Source organism: Paenibacillus sp. OAS669, from assembly GCF_014873645.1.
Classification (GTDB): Bacteria; Bacillota; Bacilli; order Paenibacillales; family NBRC-103111; genus Paenibacillus_S; species Paenibacillus_S vulneris.
On the sequence record NZ_JADBDR010000007.1, the window covers coordinates 87,325 to 104,432 of the forward strand.

The window sequence follows — 17,108 nt, forward strand, 5'->3', positions numbered from 1 at the left end:
CTTGCAGCAGGAGAAACCCGGATGCTCGAGCCACAGCATTGGCTAGATGGCATGAACCGCGTAACGGTTCAATGCATTAATATTGTATGTGGTTAAAAGCAAGAAGCCCCCTAGGCATCCTAGGGGGTTTCTTGCTTTAGCGTCTCGCCATGCAGGAGAATGCGCAGCGCCTGCTCGGGAAGCTCCCGCCGCTGCCATTCCGCCATGAGTCGATCCAGCGCCTCGCGCGGGGTATCGTCCGCCAGCCGGAAGGCACCGTAGTGCATCGGGATGAATATCTCCCCCTGCACGTCGAGGAAGGCTTGCACGGCCTCCTCCGGCGTGACGTGCTGCATAGACATAAACCACTCGGGCTCATAGGCGCCGATGGGCATCAAAGCATAGCGGATCGCGAAGCGCTCGCCGATCTGCCGAAATCCGGGGAAGTAGCCGCTGTCCCCGGCAAAATAAATCGCCTCGCGCTCTCCGCTTCGCTGCGCGGGCTGAAGGACCCAGCCGCCCCAATGGGAGCGGTTGGTGTCCCACAGCGTACGGCGCGTCCAATGCTGCGCCGGAACAAAATGCAGCTCGAGGCTCCCGAGCTGCGCATGCCCCCACCAGCTGAGCTCCGTGACGCGAGCAAAGCCTCGGGCCCGCAGCTTGCTGCCGAGTCCCTCCGGCACGAATAGCTGGGCGGTTTTGAAATCGCGCAGCGAACGCATATCCATATGATCGTAATGGCTGTGCGAGAGCAGCACCGCATCGATCGGAGGCAGCTCCTCCATGTGCAAGCCCGGGGGCGCCAATCTTTTGGCAAAGCCCATCCGTTTGGCCCATACCGGATCCGTCAGAAGATTCATCCCCCCAAGCTGAATAAGAAAAGAGGAATGGCCGATCCAAGTGATCGTCGTATCCTGCCGGTTGCTGCGCAAATAATCGATTTGTTTATGCTCTGCGGCCGGGACCGTGTAAGACAAATCCTTCACCTTTGCCTTCCGCTCTCTTTGCCACTGCCGAATCTCCTTGAAGCCCTTCAGGTTTTTGACCCCATTCATATTCTCGTATCGTTTTCCCGCCATAGACTCCTCCGCCCTGCCCTTTATCTTTTCGCCGAACCTTCACGAGCTGACTAGATAGCATGAAAAAACCATTCTCATTCTACTATACCGCTTACTCCGGCTCCGTGCAAAACCACAGAGCCGCAGCTCTGCGGGCAAGTTAGGAAGGTCCTGCCGTGGTGGAACATCGGGAGAATCAGCAATGTCCGTTCGCCGCTATTTGCTTGAACAGGTTCATAGCTATGTGCAAAAAACCTTCATCGTTCGGATGCAAATAAGCATCCCCGAACAAGGTCGGCAAATGCGGGATCAGCTTCTGCCCATCCACTACCGTTATGTTCGAATAAGGCTGACAAACCTCACGTATCGTGTCGCTCAGCTCTTGCATCGTCCCCATCGGAACCTCCTTGTCCTGATCGGCTCTCCAATACGGAGTCAGCACATAGATTGGAACCCCAGCATAGAGCTTGGCAGCCTTGTCTATAAATCCGAAGCATTGCCGCCGGAATACGTCCAATGTCTCGAATCGGCCCCAGTCATTCGTTCCATAAGCGACTGTCACAAGATCCGGCTTGTATGGCAAGCTCTCATCCAGGCTATCCGCATCGAATACATATCCGCCCACCCCATGATTCAAAAGGTTCATTTCAAGCGCCCGGGACAGCAGCACGGCATAGGTGGAGGACGGCTTCCTTGCATCCATCCCCTGAGTGATCGAATCTCCCAGGCACAGCAGATTGCGCTTATAAGGCTCAGCGGCTTCAACGGCTGCCCCTTCCGAGAGCTTCAGCGACTGAATTGCCACCATCGTATTTTGCGGCAAATAGATTGTCCATCTTCTCGGCTGCCCGTTCTGCATTCCTGCATGCAGCTCATAGGCAATCCTGCCTAGATCCTGCTCCAGCGTATCGGCACCCAAGCTCGCCGCCATCACTCCATCTATATAAATATCATAATTAGCCCATTTACGAACCGCGCTGCCAAGTGAATAATTGATTTCAATGGAGGTCGTATCCGATACAAAATCCAGGCAAATGCCCGCCGGACAATGACTGCGGATATGGAATCTTTCCTCCCTGCTGTACAGCTCCATCTGTCGCTCCGTAAATCGGACCGGCATTAAGCCTTCCTCCGTATGTATCCAACGAATCGCATTGGCGAAAAGCCCTTTAGCGGCTATCTCTTCAATTCTCATCCTTGCTTCCTCCTGTACTTGAAATGGCTGACTGAAAGGACGGGCTGCTGACTGCCCGCAAAGCGGTGTCTTGGCCTGATGCTTACTCGTACTGTGCGGTGAGCCCTGAATCGATAAATGGTATCCTGTTGAGAAAAAGCATACATTTTCATTGCGGCATTCATTAGATGCACACGTTAACATTATCATAGAACGATGAAAGCTGTACACCTTCATTTAGAAAAGGATATATGCGTTTTGAATCCTCTGTTTCTATATCGCCAAGATCGTATATGTTAAAATGGATAGAACGATTAGCTGTCTATACAGAAAGGAACAAACCAAAGATGACGAACACTTCCCGCATTCTTATATATTCCGGTGGACATCTCGGCCCATGGGCGCTGCGGCTCATCCAAGCGGGAGACCTCATAATCGGAGCCGATAAAGGAGCCCTCTTCCTGCTGCAGCATGATATCATCCCCGATCTGGCTCTGGGTGATTTTGATTCGGTCACTCCAGAGGACCTTTTGCGGATCCAACGGGAAAGCAAGCAGTTCATCAGCTGTGATCCGGTGATGAAGGATTTGACCGATACCGAGATGGCCCTGAACTGGGCGCTGGAGCAGCATCCGCAAGAAGTCGTCCTGTGCGGCGTACTCGGTACGCGCTGGGATCATTCGCTGGCGAATCTCCATTTGCTTCGTAAAGCATTGTTGGCCGGCGTCTCCTGTTATATTGCCGACGCCCATAACCGGATCCGGCTGATGGACAGCCGTGAGCCCTTGAAGCTTCACAAGGGACGGCACAGCAACGTCTCTTTGCTCCCCCTCAGTATGGAGGTTGCCGGCATAACCTTGGAAGGCTTCCAATATCCTCTTCACAATGCGACCTTGACGATAGGACAATCGCTCGGTATCAGCAATGTGCTGATCGAGCCCGTCGGCGTGATTACTATCACCTCCGGACTTCTCCTGGTCATCGAAAGCAGCGATGTCCCTGAATAACTACCTATACAAAAGAGCCCCTTTCTGAGGGGCTCCGGGTTGTTGTCATACGGAAAATGCCAAAAGTGATAAGTGGGGTATCTCCTGTAGGAGCGTTAGCGTTCGCCTTTGTTCTCGGGAAATTCCCGCTAAATAATGCGAATATAATCAAAGTTTCCCGAGAACAACAGCGACCGGAGGGAGATATCCCACCGGGGTACCGCAGCAAATTTTCCAGATTTTCAGGTTTCTCAACAACCCTACCCTTCCTAAGGGGCTCTTTTCACCCGATCCAATCCATAACCGGCACCACCAAAGCAGCCACCACCAGGGAAGGAAGCAGATTCGCCACATTGATTTTGCGAAGCTCCAGCAAATTCACCCCGATCCCCATGATGAGGATGCCTCCGACCGCCGTTATTTGGGCGATGATCTCATTCAGCATATCCTGCTGAAGCATAGAAGCGATCCCGGCCGCCGCCAGCGCTATGGCCCCCTGGTAGACAAACACGGGAATCGCCGAGAACAAGACGCCAACCCCCATGGTGGAGGCAAAAATAATCGCCATGAATCCGTCCAGCATGGCCTTCGTGAACAAAATATCATGCTCACCGCGCAGGCCGCTTTCCAGCGCTCCCAGGATCGCCATCGCTCCAACGCAGTAGATCAGCGTCGTGTTGACGAAGCCGGTCGCAATCCGCCCCTGCTTCATTTCCCCGCCCTTATCCTCCAGGCTATTCCTGCCGCCTAACCGTCCTTGGCCGCTTCTACCGATACGCGATAAAGCATGGACTCCCTTTTCAAGCTGATGCCCAAGCTTCTCCAAGCCTTTTTCCAGCTGCAGCAATTCGCCGATAATTCCGCCCAAAACAAGACTTACAGCAATCAGCAAAAAATTGCTGGATTTCAGCGTCATGGACAAGCCTAGGGCTATCAAGGCCATGCCGATCCCCTGCATCACGGTGCTGCGAATTCCCTGACTCATCCGGTTCAGCACAAGACCGAGCATACCGCCGATCAATATTGCCGCCGCGTTGACTATCGTCCCCAATAAGGCCATGCCCGATCCGAACCTCTCATTCTGTGTTTTCTCTTAGATGTCATAAATGCAAATACTATATGAATGAATATTTGATGGCATTAATGAATGGAGCCGCCGGAAAGCCCGACCCGATCAATGATTTTGCGGCTCTCGGAGTTTAGTCCTACGAGGGTGACCTTCTTGCCTATCGCGGCATATTTTTGGGTGACCTTGGATAAGGCAGTTACCGCCGAATGATCCCAGACGTGAGATGCGCTCAAGTCCACCACAATGTGCTCGGGATCTGCCGAATAGTCGAATAAATCAACAAAATGCATCATCGTTCCGAAGAACAACTGCCCGGTAATGGCATACACCTTATGCCCGTTCTCATTCGTAGAGGTGCTGCAGCGCAGGCGGGCCATTTTCCAGCCGAAATGGACGGCACTCAGAATGACACCTGCAACCACCCCGATCGCCAAATCGGAGGTCGCCACGACAATCGCAACCGTCAATACCATGACAATGGCGTCACCGCGGGGAATTTTCCCGATGGTTCGAATCGAATTCCAATCGAACGTTCCGATGGACACCATAAACATAACCCCAACAAGGGCCGCCATCGGAATCTGCTTCACGACGTCTCCCAGCACCATGATCAGGAACAGCAAGAACATCCCTGCCACGAAAGTGGACAACCTCGTCCTTCCTCCCGATCTGACATTAATGACGGTTTGTCCGATCATTGCACAGCCTGCCATGCCTCCAAAAAAGCCCGTTACAATGTTGGCGATTCCTTGCCCGCGGATTTCGCGGTTTTTGTTGCTCTTCGTTTCCGTCATCTCATCCACAATTGTCGCTGTTAACAGCGTTTCGGTCATTCCTACGACAGCCAGCGCCAGCGAATAAGGCAGCAGGGTCAGCAGAGTTCCCAGCGTCAACGGCACCTGCGGGATGTGGAACAGAGGCAGCGCCTGACGGATCTCTCCCATATCTCCGACCGTGCGCAGATCGGCTCCCGTAGCGATCGTAACGATCGTCATGACAATGATAGCAACCAGCGCGGAAGGGACGGTTTTCGTGATACGAGGCAGCAAATAAATAATGGCCAGCGTACCCGCAACCATCAAATACATGACCCACGTTGCCCCGACAAAGTTAGGAAGCTGCGCCATAAAGATAATGATGGCCAGCGCATTAACAAATCCCACAATTACCGATTGAGGAACGAAGGTGATGAACCGCCCCATTTTGCATGCGCCCAGTATCCATTGCAAAACCCCGGTTAACAGGGTCGCGGCAAACAAATAATCCAGCCCGTACTTGGCTATAATCGGCCCCATCAAGGAGGCCATTGCTCCGGTTGCCGCAGAGATCATCCCTGGACGGCCGCCTACAATCGATATGGTCACGGCAATGGTGAAGGAAGCGTACAACCCGACCATAGGGTCCACGCCCGCCATAATGGAAAACGCGATCGCTTCCGGAATTAAGGCAAAAGCAACCGTTAGTCCGGACAAAATATCGTTTCGGACATTACTAAAAAAGCCTTGTTTTACCCGTTCAAAAAACAAGAAAAATCCTCTCCTATTCCGTTCTTCTCTTATTGGCGCTCCACTCTCAGGATTGCCGGGGCCGATAGTCACTGCCCTAGATTATAAACGGTTGCAAGGAATCTTTCACCTTCTTGATCAAGCATAAGAGACGGAATACCGCCATCAGCTGCATTTAAGGCCGGATTCCCTCCATTTTTCTCGATATTACGCAGCTATCATTTGAACCAGCCCTTGTGACGGAACCATAAGAACATGCCGATCCCGATTCCGAACATCAAGGCCAGCACGGCATAATAACCCCAAGACCATCCCAGCTCCGGCATATTGTGAAAATTCATTCCGTAGATGCCCGCAATAAAAGTTAACGGCATAAAGATCGTGGTAATGACCGTGAGGGTTTTCATAATATTGTTCATCCGGTTGGAATTCAGCGAAATGTAGCTGTCCCGTAAATCCGCAGTTACATCCCGATTCGATTCCAATATTTCCGAAAGCTTGAGCAGATGATCGTAAATGTCCGAGAAAAAGAATACCTGATCCTTCAGCCCCATAATCCTCTCCGAGCTGATAACGCGATAAAGAAGGTCGCGCATAGGAAAGATCGTACGCCGCAGCTTCAACAGCTTGGAACGAACCTCGAACGTTTCGCTCATCAGCCTCTCTATCGATTTATTGCTCGTATTGCTTTCGATCTCGTTAAGCTGGTCTTCGATCTGGTAGACACAAGGGAAATATTGGTCAACCAAATGGTCCATCACCAGATATGCGCAGTAAAGATGATTGAGCTCCTCCACCTGCTTGGTTTCCTTAATTCTCTCCCATGCTTCATCCACCGCCCTAAGCTGTCCGAAATGAAAGGACACGACGTAACGGTCGCCCAGGAACATATCGACCTCTTCCGCGCCCAAGGTCAGCTCATTGATGGCGTGAAGCACGAAAAATTGAACATTCTCATAATAATCCAGCTTGGGGCGCTGCAGGAGATGAAAGCAATCCTCGATGGCAAGCGGATGAAAATGAAAAAAATCATGCAGCTCCTTCGCTTCCTCCTCGGTCGGACGGTCAAAGTCGACCCAAAACCATCGCACATCCGCCCGGTTGAGCTCCTGCAAGGAATGGTTTTCCACGATTCCTTCGCTTTCCGTATACATGAGTATTCGTATCAAAGGCAGTCACCCTTTTTCGTTATTATGATGGCACCGAACTTCATTCAATCTGGTTACTATCATAATACCCATTATGTGGCGATTTTACGGAAGGCATAGGAAAAATGAAGTGCGGAGAGAGTCGGGTGACCGCTGATGGGGTGCAGGCACCAGTGATATCTCCTGCAACAAAAAACCTCAGCCTTTTTTGGCTGAGGCACCTTCCCCAATGTAACGCGGCCGTTACTTCCGTCCGTAGTCCGCTTTAATTTCTCCCCATGCTTTGGTATCCCACTTGAGGATCTTGTTGCTGTACGTATTGCTTTTCAGCCAGGCTAATGCTCGGTCCACCAGCGTCCATATCTCCTGCGTGGAAGCATCCCGCGGCAGATTGGTCGCGACCTCCTTCTTGCGGACCCAGCTAATGGCTGTCACCGAGTCGCTGTAGATCGTCATGCTGCTGCCCTTTTGCTTCAAATAAGCCAGTGCGTGCACAATCGCAAGAAATTCTCCTAAATTGTTCGTTCCCTTCGATATAGGAGGATGCTGGAAAACCACCTCACCTGTCCGGGTGTATACGCCTTTGTACTCGACAATGCCGGGATTCCCTCTGCTGCCGACGTCGACCGAGAGGCTGTCCAGATCCGCCTCAGGCTTGGCAGTGCCACCACCGGCAGCCTTGCGGGCTCCCGCGGAAGACGAAGAGGCCGAGCCGCCTTTGGCTCCATTGGCAGCTGCGAAGGAGGCCTTCCAGCCGCGCGCCATGGCGGCTTTGGCTTCCGCCTCGCTCTCGTAGGCTTTGAAGCGCGCCTGCGGGTAGCCGTTCGTCTGCGCCTGGCATTCGGCCCATGTAGTGTAAATACCGGGCACTTTTCCTTCCCATACGACATAATACTTTGATTTGGCCACTCGCTATCGCCCCTACTATCCGTTGTGGTTTTTGAAAAATTCGATGAAATACGCCCCGTACTTGAAAAACTTCGCTTCGCCGACGCCCTTGATCTTGAGCATCGCGGCCGGATTGGTCGGCTTCACGCCGCACATCTCCCTAAGCGTGCTGTCGGGAAACACAATATAAGGAGGAATGCCCTCCTTCTTGGCAATTTCCGTGCGCAGGCTGCGCAGCTGATCGAACAGCTCCGCCTCCACATCCTTCGCCGCAGGCTCGGTACGGATGCGCATCTTCTGAATGACCTGCTCTCCGCCGGACAATACAGCCTGGGCTTTGGCCTGAAGCCTTAGCACCGGATATTTGCCTTCGGTAATCAGCAGATACCCTTCCGCTACCAGAAGCTGAATCAGATCGACGATTTCCTTTTCCGTGCGGTCCTTTAATAAGCCATACGTGCTCAGCTCGTTGAAGCCAAGCTCCAGCACCTTCTTGTTGCGGGAGCCCTTAAGCACGGAGGCCACCATGGTCGCTCCGAACCGTTCCTTCATCCGCCGCACGCAGGAAAAGATTTTTTGCGCCTCGACGGTAATATCCGTCAGCTGCCTTTCCGTGCTGCAGTTACTGCATCTCCCGCAATCCTCACAATCATCGCCAAAATACCGTACGATATAACCTTGAAGACATTGCGTCGTATGGCAGTAATCGGCCATTTGCTGCAGCCGGCGGTATTCCTGCGCTTGCCTGCCCGGGTCACTGATAGATTGCTCGATCAGAAACTTCTGAATATGAATATCCTGAGGACTGAACAGCAGCAAGCATTCGCTGGGCTCACCGTCCCGGCCTGCCCGCCCTGCTTCCTGATAATAAGCTTCCATGTTTTTGGGCATATTGTAGTGGATCACATAACGGACGTTGGATTTGTCTATGCCCATACCGAACGCGTTGCTGGCCACTATGACCCGAATCTCGTCGTATAGAAACTTCTCCTGCGCCATCGCGCGCTCCGTATCGCTCAAGCCGGCATGATACTTGCCCACAGGCACTCTCTGTTTGCGAAGCAGCTCATACAGATTGTCCACTTCCTTGCGTGTGGCAGCGTACACAATGCCTACTTCATCCTTATGCTCACGAATATAATCCAGCATGACATCGCGCTTGTTCTCGCCCTTGATAACCGAGAAGGACAGATTCTCCCGGGCAAAGCCCGTTACGTGCAAATCCGGCTCGCGAAGCTGCAAATGCTTGACAATGTCATCCCGTACCTGGTCGGTTGCCGTCGCCGTGAAGGCAGCAACAATCGGCCGATTCGGCAAATGCTCCACCAGCCTGCTGATAGCAAGGTAGCTCGGCCGGAAATCATGTCCCCACTGCGATACACAGTGAGCCTCGTCCACCGCTATCATAGGCACTTCCAGCTCCGTCATCAAATCGATGAAGCGCTCGGATTCGAGCCGCTCAGGCGCCACATACAATAGCTTGTACTCTCCCCGGCTTGCCTTGCGGATCCGAACCTCCACCTGCGCATAGGTTAAGGAGCTGTTAATATAGGTTGCCGGGACCCCTATGCTGTCCAGTCCGTCAACCTGATCCTTCATTAGAGAGATCAGCGGAGAAATGACGATCGTCGTTCCTTGCATCAACATGGCAGGCACCTGGTAGCAGATCGATTTTCCTCCACCGGTTGGCATAATACCAAGCGTATCCTGCCTGTCCAATATGCTTTGAATGACTTTTTTCTGACCGTCCCTAAACGCTCCGTAGCCGTAATATGATTTGAGCACTCTTTCAGCCCGTTCCATCATGCCCGCCAAACTGCGCTCCCCCTTTTAAACTTATAAACTTACTCTGTCCGGGCTCTACGAGAAACGATCGGTTCGCCGTCCCATACGATTTCCGTTGCTGCTCTGCGGCTCTGCATTTCAGGCTCCTCCAGCAAGAGGAAGAAATTTTTGGTAGGCAGGTAGCCCAATCCGTGCTTGGCGGACAGCCGATCCAAATAAGGCCGCATGTCCTCGTGTGCACCGGACATATTCCCTCCGCTTTGGGAAAAAGCGTAGAGGGCGCTTGCTACAGGCACCCGTTTAACCCGTCCGTTCTCGGATGCCCTTAAGAAAAAATCCCAGTCCCAATAATGGTACATATCCGCATCGAATAACCCGATCCGATCGTGCAAGCTTTTGCGGTACAAGCAGCCCGAAGAGACGAACGTCGAGAATTTCCGCATTGCCGCTTCATCATGCTCATAAGCGAACACAAACCGCTTGGTTGCGCGCCGCGTTACCCCTTCGAGCACATAATCGAATATTTCTACATCGGAGTATACCATATCCGCATCCGCAATAGCCGCCATCATGCGCTCCACATGCATCGGCAGCAGCAGATCGTCATCGTCACACAGCAAAATATATTCGCCCCGGGCGTAAGCGAGTCCCTGATTCCTTGCATGCACATGCTTGGCGTTATGCTCCAGATCCACGATCGTTACATCGAGCTCCGGGTATAAGGCTTCAGCGGATCGTACCGATTCTCCCGCATCATTCACAATAATGATTTGCAAAGCGCGGTAAGTCTGCCTGTACAGCGATTCCAACAGCTCACATACACTATCGAGCCGATTATAGGTTGGAATAATGACCGAAACGAGCGGTTGTTCCATCATACCCGGTCTGCCTCCCTCATTTACCTGACGTTCCCTAGTGCTTCTTTGCTCAAAAGCTGCTATTGTCAAGATACCAGAAAAAAAGCTAAAGGGAAACTGCCGCAATAACCTTTTCCAGCTTTCTCTCCTTCAAGCCTTTTTTACCATTTTACGATTTTGGACTCATTTGCCAAAAGGATTTCCGCAGCGGACGTGGAAGTCCTATTAGATGCGGAATGGCACAAACATACAAATCATGACATAGGCAGCCCGATAAACACTGAATTTCACGAATCCTATAGAACGTCGACAAATACAACTAGAGCCAGGAGGAATGTTCTTATGTCTTGGTTAACGAAAAAACGGTTTTCACACCTTGCCCTGTTCGTCTCCATGCTGCTGCCGTTCGATTATCCGATTATGGCGAATGCTCAAGACGCTGCACCGATTCAAGTCTATTTGCAGCAGGATAAAGTCAATTGGGACCAGCAGCCGTATATCGAGAACGGCAACACGATGGTGCCTATGCGCGCTTTGTTCGAAAAGCTTGGCTTCACGGTTTCATGGGATCAGAGTACACAAACCGCAACTGCCAAGAAGGGTGACCTTAGCCTTACGCTGACCATCAACAAAGGTACGGCCGCGGTTAATCAAAATTTGCACAACCTGGAGGTTTCTCCAAAAATAAAGGATGGCAGCACGTACATTCCGCTGCGGTTCGTGAGTGAAGCCGCCGGCGCGGATGTCTCCTGGAACGGCGACACCCGAACGGTCAATATCTCATTTCCGAAGACCGATACGGAACAAACCATTCGCAAGCTGATAGACAACATGGCGCAGAGCAGCAGCTTCACCCAAACTGCCATGTCGATAACAGGAGCGGACGGGATTAAGAAGAATGAGCTCACTATAGCCAGCATCGTCATGGATGCCAGCGGAAGCTCCGCTACCGTCACTTTTGATGCCGCATTCACTATTTCCAAGGCAGTGAAAAATGGCAGCGGTATTACGATCTCGCCTACGGAGTCCGCTGTTTACGAGTTCAAATGCCAGGTCTACAAGGATTCTGCAGGCCAGTGGCTGCTAAGCACCCCAACGTCAGGCATGACTTATGAATTGAAGGACAAAAAGCCTTTCATGGAGGCTCAGTAGCTCCGTCAAAAAATACAGGTCCCCGGGAGATCCCGAGGACCTTTTATTATTGTCCTTCATTGCTTGGTCACAGATGATTTCCTGTCATATATTTCCATGGTTTCGTTACGTTAATCTTAAGATACTCCGGAGCGATAACCTGTGTCAGCAGCCTCAAGGTCTTCTCGTTTCTCTCCGGCACATTCACTTCCAACCGGTTCAACCGAATGGAGATGCCGTAATCATGAACTTTGAAGCCCTTCTTCTGCAGTGAAGGAAGCTCTGCATTCAGACGGGTCATTCGGGCCTTGAGCTCCTCCTCCGTAAATTGCGCGTCAAAGAACTGCAGGAGCTCCGGATGCGCAGCCATGCGGATGATCGCTTGACGCGTGTCCTCATATCCATCGATCAGACCGACGAATAGCTGCCCTGCTTCACTATCGATATAGCTGCCGGCAAATCCGGGCAGCTTGCCCTCGCGAGCCGCGACCTGCACCTCCGTCCCGAGCTGCCTGGCAAAGCTTCGGTTCTCCTCCAAATCCTTCTCTATCAAGGGTCCGACAGGTTGGTTCGGATTTCTTCGTTCTTCCCGGGTCCATCCTTCCTGAAGCCAATGATAGAGAAGCGGCGATTTGTACCGCACCCGTTTGTAATTGGGCGTGGTGACGATAATTTCGCCTTTGACCGGGTTGCATTGCCTTAACAGACTCCCGTCCGGCTGGCGCTGCTGCTTGCAGCGATAAGCGGGTTCCACCACAACCATTCGATTATTCGTCAGCTTAAATTCCAATACGTTAGGATAGCCATGCCTGCCAAAATGTATCGGACCGTCTACGGCTTCCGATTGGTTCAGCCATTCCGTTATTTTCAATATAACGGCCTTCTCCTTCGGGTCGGTGATGTTAAAAGGCTCCGGCTTCTCTGCAGACGGCAGCCCTCCGGCGATGCCAACGGCAGTCACTTCGCCTGATCCTATGAGCGGAAATAAGTAGGAAGTCCCCGTAAGAAAAATGATCGCGCACCCTAAAAGCACACCTTTGCAAATACGAATAAAATGTTTCCTGTTCATACAGCCGCTGCAGCCTCCGCCCCGCCATTGGAGTTCTCATCATGAATAAGACGCAGCGAATTGGAATAGGGTTCCAACCGTTCCAGGAAAATTTATTGCACCACACAAAAAAAACATACCTGCCAAGTTGGGCTATCTATGGCTTCTTTGAAGCTGCTTTTTAGGACTTTGTGAAAAAAATCCTCTGCCGGCGGCAGAGGAGCAGATTCGTATTATTCAAACTATCGGGATTCGGCTGATGCAGATTTCGCCGTGGTGTAATACACCGCCGCGGCCGCAAGCCCTGCGTAAAAAACGACAGGCAGACGCAGGAGCGAAGCAGCAATGGCAGAGGCGCTTACCAGAGTCAAGGAAAGCAGAATTCGGGCCGGATGAGTCGGCTTCTGTACGTCCCAATACGTTAATGAGTCGATGAAATAGCCGTTCTCGGCCAGTTCCTCTCCACAATGTACGCAAGTGAATTCATAGACCGAGCAAGGCTCCGAGCAATGGGGACAATACTTCTGCTTCATGACAAGGATCCCTCCATTTTGGAATAATTAATTCATAGTTATTATATAGGAATTATTGTTTTTGTGCCATAACAAAAAAAACAGCCCCTGAGCTTCCAAGCTCAAGAGCCGTTTTTTTCTTACATAGGAAGCAAGCGGACTTGCTCACGCTGCTTTAATTGTGCAATCATTTCATACCAAGCTTCCGGTTTATTGGGAAGCACGGTATAGTACCTTTCCAGGAAGCCGCTGATTAAGCTCGCGGGGATCGCTTCCACCGCATCGGCATCCTCGCCAATAGGCATAAATCCAAGATCCAGCTCCTGCACTGCGGCCCCGTCATTATGCCACGACGGATGCACATAGGCGAGATCGAGCCTGCGGTAGCCGAGGTGAGCAAGCACTTCCCGGCGGACGAACGGATTCATCGGCTTCACGCCGCCGAAGCCGTGATCTTCGGCCAGGTACGGGTTGTAAATTTCGGCGAACATGCCGATCAGCTTGCCGCCGCTCTGGCGGACGAGCGACTGCAGATCCTCCATCCGGCGTTTGACCAGGAAGGGTCCGATGCCCAGCCCTTCGCGTCCGATGATCGTAAAGTCGGTCATGGCCACTTGCATATCCTCATAATAGCGATACTCGGTAGCGCCGACGACTTGTCCTTCATGAATGGCTACGAACACCCGGATGCCTTCGTCCTGCAGCGGCTCCTCCCACAGGGAGAATTCCAGCACTTCCTCCGGCGGAAATACCGTCTGCATCAGCTCGTGCATCTGCTTGAAATACGGATCCGCTATATTCGTAATACGATGATATTCCATGATATCCACTCCCATCTTGATAGCATAAGGCTAGTATATAATGGAATAGGAGCATTTCCAAATGGTTTGGGGGGAGAAAAAAGAACCTGACGTTAACGGTCAGGCTCGAGTCTGTTGAGAAAGCCTGCGAAGCTTCAGATACCATGTGCGACTCCGGTGAGATATCCCCTTCCGGCCACTGTTGAAACCCGTGAAATGTCATTATATTTAGTGGTATTTTCACGGGTTTCAAAGGCGGACGCTAGCGCTCCTTCAGGGGACACCTCACCTCCATCCATTGGCTATCTTCTGATTAGCCGGCTTCGCGACAACCGAACCTGACGAAAAACCGTCAGGTTCTTTTTTTTATTCTTCTACTAGCAGAGGCACGACCTTACCCCGGTTGACATCAATAAGGCCGTAATCCGTTATTTTCAAAGCCGGGCTGACCGGCAAGGAATGAGTGCTTATCGACATGATCGGGTTGTAATGATTGTAGCCCAGCGCTTCCATGGCTTCGCGAAGCTGCTGAACCTCGGCAGCTGTCTTCTCAAGCGGCTCCTCGGTCAGGATGCCCCCGACCGGCAGATGCAGGCTCGCCAGTATCTGCCCGTTCTCCACGACGCAGAAACCGCCTTGATTGCGGATCACTTCATTAGCCGCAAGCATCATGTCGGCGCGGCTGTGCCCGACAACCAGCAGGTTATGGTTGTCGTGGGAATAGGTCGTGGCGATCGCGCCGCGCTTGATCGTATCTCCGCCGATCAGGCCGTAAGCACGGCCGCCGGTTTTGCCGTAGCGGTCGAAGGTGGCGATCAGACCATAGCCGCTGTCTTCCCAGCGGACTTCACCGCCGCTTACCGCAACCTCTGCGTGATGCTCCTCGGTAAACGTAGAGCCGTTCTTGACCAGCATCACTCTGGCTTTATGGTCTCCATCCTTGGCATCCGTATGGATGGCAAAGTCCGATTCCGCCAAGAGAGACAGCTTCACACTTTGGTAAAAATGGGAAGGGAACGGATGTCGATGACCTTGCGGAAGGTATTCCTCCTGCGCGTCGTACACTTTGCGCCCGTTTTTATATACCTGACCTATGGTCAATTCTTCGAGATCGGACACCAGGGAGAAATCGGCAATCTTGCCCGGAGCCACCGCTCCGCGGTCGCTTAGCTTCATTCTGCGGGCCGGTGTGAAGGTCGCCGCGTAGATCGCTCTCTCCGGCGGCATTCCCATCTGAATCGCCTTGCGAACGATATGGTTCAGGTGGCCCCGACGCTGGAACGAATCCGGCATCACATCATCGGTGACGAAGCAAAAATGCTCGGCGACATCCCGTTCGATCAAATACTGCATGACTTCCTCGGTCATCGATTTCTCCTGAATTTCGATGAACATGCCCGCGGCGATCCGCGCCTCCATACCTTCAATCGATTGATGCGTATGATCCGAATCGATTCCCGCATAGATGATCTGCTGCAATTCCAAATCCAGCAGCTTCGGCACATGCCCTTCAATGACCAGCTTCGGATACTTCGCACGTATATGCTTTAAGATTCGATTCGTCTTGCAATCCGGATCGTTAATGACGTCCACATAGTTCATGATCTCGCCCAAGCAGGCGATCGTCTCCGTCTGCATCAAGGCATCCATGTCCTCGATCTCCATCGCACCGCCCGTTGTCTCCATGGACGTCGCAGGCACCGAGCTCGGAATGGCATAGAACATATCGGCTACGCAGTGCTCGCTCGCCCGAATCATCTCGGTAACGCCCTGGAGCCCGAAGACGTTGGCCATTTCGTGAGGCTCCGGCACGATGGTCGTCACGCCGTTGCGGATCAAGCCGTAGGAGAAGGTCTCCGGCGTAACCATCGTGCTCTCGATGTGCAGATGGATGTCTACGAGACCAGGGATCATATAGCGTCCCTGGCCGTCGACGACTTGACCGGCGTCGAAGCTGTCTTCGCCCCGCTCGCCGATGTATAGAAATCTGCCGTCCAGAATAGCGGCATTGCCTGGAATGAAGGTTTTGAAGTAACTGTTATAAATGTTTACGTTCTTGATGAATAAATCGACTCGCATGACGGTACCTCCCAAGTAGCACGTTACTCCACTAAAACCAATTTTTCAGCAGGGAACAGCAGGCGAACCTCTCTGCCGTTGACATAAGGAAGCTCCATCTCCTTGTTGACCGTAAAGTCACCGAGAGCAGTTTCCACTACATATTGATAGCTTCGGCCCAGGAAGGTGCTGACCTTCACGCGGCCCGGGAGACGGTTTGTTCCCTCGGCAGGAATCTCTTCGGCTGTCCCCATAATGACGTCATCCGGACGGATAGCTCCCTTGAGGCTGCCGCCGGCATTGTTCCCGAGATGCTTCGCAACGTGGAATACCAGGTCCTTGACCTTCAACTCGACTTCCGCGCCTTGATCATGCCGTTCGTCAAAATGAATGAAATTATTAAATCCGATAAACCGTGCGACGAATTCCGTCTTCGGGTATTTGAAGATGGCGGCCGGACTATCCAGCTGCTCGATAATCCCTTTGTTCATTATCGCCACCTGATCGGAGATCGAGAAGCACTCCTCCTGGTCATGGGATACATAGACCGTGGTGATCCCGAGCTCCTGCTGAATGCGGCGGATTTCGACGCGCATATTAATTCTCAGGTTCGCATCCAGGTTACTGAGCGGCTCATCGAAGAGCAGCAGATCCGGCTCGATAACGAGCGCCCGCGCAATGGCTACCCGCTGCTTCTGTCCGCCGGACAGCGCTTTGGGGAACCGTTTCTCGAAGCCCGTCAGACTGACAACCTCCAGAATGTGGTGCACTCTTTTCTTAATTTCCGACTCGTTCACTTTTCTAAGCCGCAGCCCGAATGCCACATTATCGTATACGGACAAATGCGGGAACAGCGCATAGCTCTGGAACACGAAGCCGAAGTTCCGTTTATTCACCGGCACCCGTGTGTAATCCTTGCCGCCGAGCATAAACTTGCCGTCTTTGGCCTCCAGGAAACCTGCGATAAGACGCAGCGTCGTCGTTTTGCCGCAGCCGCTCGGGCCCAGCAGCGAGATAAGCTCGCCTTTTTCAATATTCAAATTAAAATCCTTCAATATCACATTTTGCTCGTAGGCAACCGATACGTTTTCCAAGGATAGCAATGCCATG

15 protein-coding genes are annotated in these 17,108 nt (G+C 52.3%); 2 read left to right on the forward strand and 13 right to left on the reverse strand.

Features of this window, described 5'->3' with window-relative positions; genetic code table 11:
• Positions 1 to 119: 119 nt before the first annotated feature.
• Together GGC63_RS16845 and GGC63_RS16850 are read right to left on the reverse strand one after the other, a co-directional pair.
• A complete protein-coding gene (locus tag GGC63_RS16845) occupies positions 120 to 1,058 on the reverse strand; it encodes an MBL fold metallo-hydrolase (RefSeq protein ID WP_192703275.1) in 939 nt (312 codons plus the stop codon).
• A 175-nt stretch (positions 1,059 to 1,233) separates the two neighbouring features.
• The gene (locus tag GGC63_RS16850) at positions 1,234 to 2,232 is read right to left on the reverse strand and encodes an SGNH/GDSL hydrolase family protein (RefSeq protein ID WP_192703276.1); all 999 of its coding nucleotides are present in this window, start codon (positions 2,230 to 2,232) and stop codon (positions 1,234 to 1,236) included.
• 326 nt (positions 2,233 to 2,558) lie between these two features.
• On the opposite strand from GGC63_RS16850, the gene GGC63_RS16855 reads away from it, so the two are divergent.
• Positions 2,559 to 3,218: a thiamine diphosphokinase gene (locus tag GGC63_RS16855; protein ID WP_192703277.1), complete on the forward strand. Its 660-nt coding sequence runs from the start codon at positions 2,559 to 2,561 to the stop codon at positions 3,216 to 3,218.
• A 262-nt stretch (positions 3,219 to 3,480) separates the two neighbouring features.
• On the opposite strand, the gene GGC63_RS16860 is transcribed toward GGC63_RS16855, so the two are convergent.
• The 6 genes from GGC63_RS16860 to GGC63_RS16885 form a co-directional block, all read right to left on the reverse strand.
• Positions 3,481 to 4,257 (reverse strand): DUF554 domain-containing protein, encoded by a 777-nt coding sequence (locus GGC63_RS16860; protein WP_192703278.1) that lies wholly within the window; start codon positions 4,255 to 4,257, stop codon positions 3,481 to 3,483.
• A gap of 80 nt (positions 4,258 to 4,337) precedes the next feature.
• Positions 4,338 to 5,792 (reverse strand): SulP family inorganic anion transporter, encoded by a 1,455-nt coding sequence (locus GGC63_RS16865; RefSeq protein WP_192703279.1) that lies wholly within the window; start codon positions 5,790 to 5,792, stop codon positions 4,338 to 4,340.
• Between the two features lie 197 nt (positions 5,793 to 5,989).
• Positions 5,990 to 6,940, reverse strand: coding sequence for a magnesium/cobalt transporter CorA (gene corA / locus GGC63_RS16870; RefSeq protein WP_412973874.1), 951 nt, complete (start codon positions 6,938 to 6,940; stop codon positions 5,990 to 5,992).
• A gap of 222 nt (positions 6,941 to 7,162) precedes the next feature.
• A complete protein-coding gene (gene rnhA / locus GGC63_RS16875; protein ID WP_192703280.1) occupies positions 7,163 to 7,828 on the reverse strand; it encodes a ribonuclease H in 666 nt (221 codons plus the stop codon).
• Positions 7,829 to 7,843: 15 nt separating this feature from the next.
• Positions 7,844 to 9,613: a DNA helicase RecQ gene (recQ, locus tag GGC63_RS16880; protein ID WP_079913777.1), complete on the reverse strand. Its 1,770-nt coding sequence runs from the start codon at positions 9,611 to 9,613 to the stop codon at positions 7,844 to 7,846.
• Between the two features lie 38 nt (positions 9,614 to 9,651).
• On the reverse strand, positions 9,652 to 10,470 hold the full coding sequence (locus GGC63_RS16885) for a glycosyltransferase family 2 protein (RefSeq protein WP_192703281.1): 819 nt from the start codon (positions 10,468 to 10,470) through the stop codon (positions 9,652 to 9,654).
• 321 nt (positions 10,471 to 10,791) lie between these two features.
• On the opposite strand from GGC63_RS16885, the gene GGC63_RS16890 reads away from it, so the two are divergent.
• Positions 10,792 to 11,601 carry a copper amine oxidase N-terminal domain-containing protein gene (locus tag GGC63_RS16890; protein WP_192703282.1) on the forward strand — a complete coding sequence of 270 codons (810 nt, stop codon included), beginning with the start codon at positions 10,792 to 10,794 and terminating at the stop codon, positions 11,599 to 11,601.
• A 67-nt stretch (positions 11,602 to 11,668) separates the two neighbouring features.
• Here the strand turns inward: GGC63_RS16890 and GGC63_RS16895 are convergent, their stop codons facing one another.
• The 5 genes from GGC63_RS16895 to GGC63_RS16915 all read right to left on the reverse strand — a co-directional run bounded on the left by GGC63_RS16895 (position 11,669) and on the right by GGC63_RS16915 (position 17,107).
• Positions 11,669 to 12,649 (reverse strand): hypothetical protein, encoded by a 981-nt coding sequence (locus GGC63_RS16895; RefSeq protein ID WP_192703283.1) that lies wholly within the window; start codon positions 12,647 to 12,649, stop codon positions 11,669 to 11,671.
• Between the two features lie 221 nt (positions 12,650 to 12,870).
• Positions 12,871 to 13,161, reverse strand: a complete 291-nt coding sequence (locus tag GGC63_RS16900; RefSeq protein ID WP_192703284.1) for a hypothetical protein — start codon at positions 13,159 to 13,161, stop codon at positions 12,871 to 12,873.
• Positions 13,162 to 13,280: 119 nt separating this feature from the next.
• The gene (locus tag GGC63_RS16905) at positions 13,281 to 13,961 is read right to left on the reverse strand and encodes a GNAT family N-acetyltransferase (protein WP_192703285.1); all 681 of its coding nucleotides are present in this window, start codon (positions 13,959 to 13,961) and stop codon (positions 13,281 to 13,283) included.
• Positions 13,962 to 14,306: 345 nt separating this feature from the next.
• Positions 14,307 to 16,019, reverse strand: coding sequence for an adenine deaminase (locus GGC63_RS16910; protein WP_192703286.1), 1,713 nt, complete (start codon positions 16,017 to 16,019; stop codon positions 14,307 to 14,309).
• A gap of 23 nt (positions 16,020 to 16,042) precedes the next feature.
• On the reverse strand, positions 16,043 to 17,107 hold the full coding sequence (locus GGC63_RS16915; RefSeq protein ID WP_192703287.1) for an ABC transporter ATP-binding protein: 1,065 nt from the start codon (positions 17,105 to 17,107) through the stop codon (positions 16,043 to 16,045).
• Position 17,108: the final 1 nt, after the last annotated feature.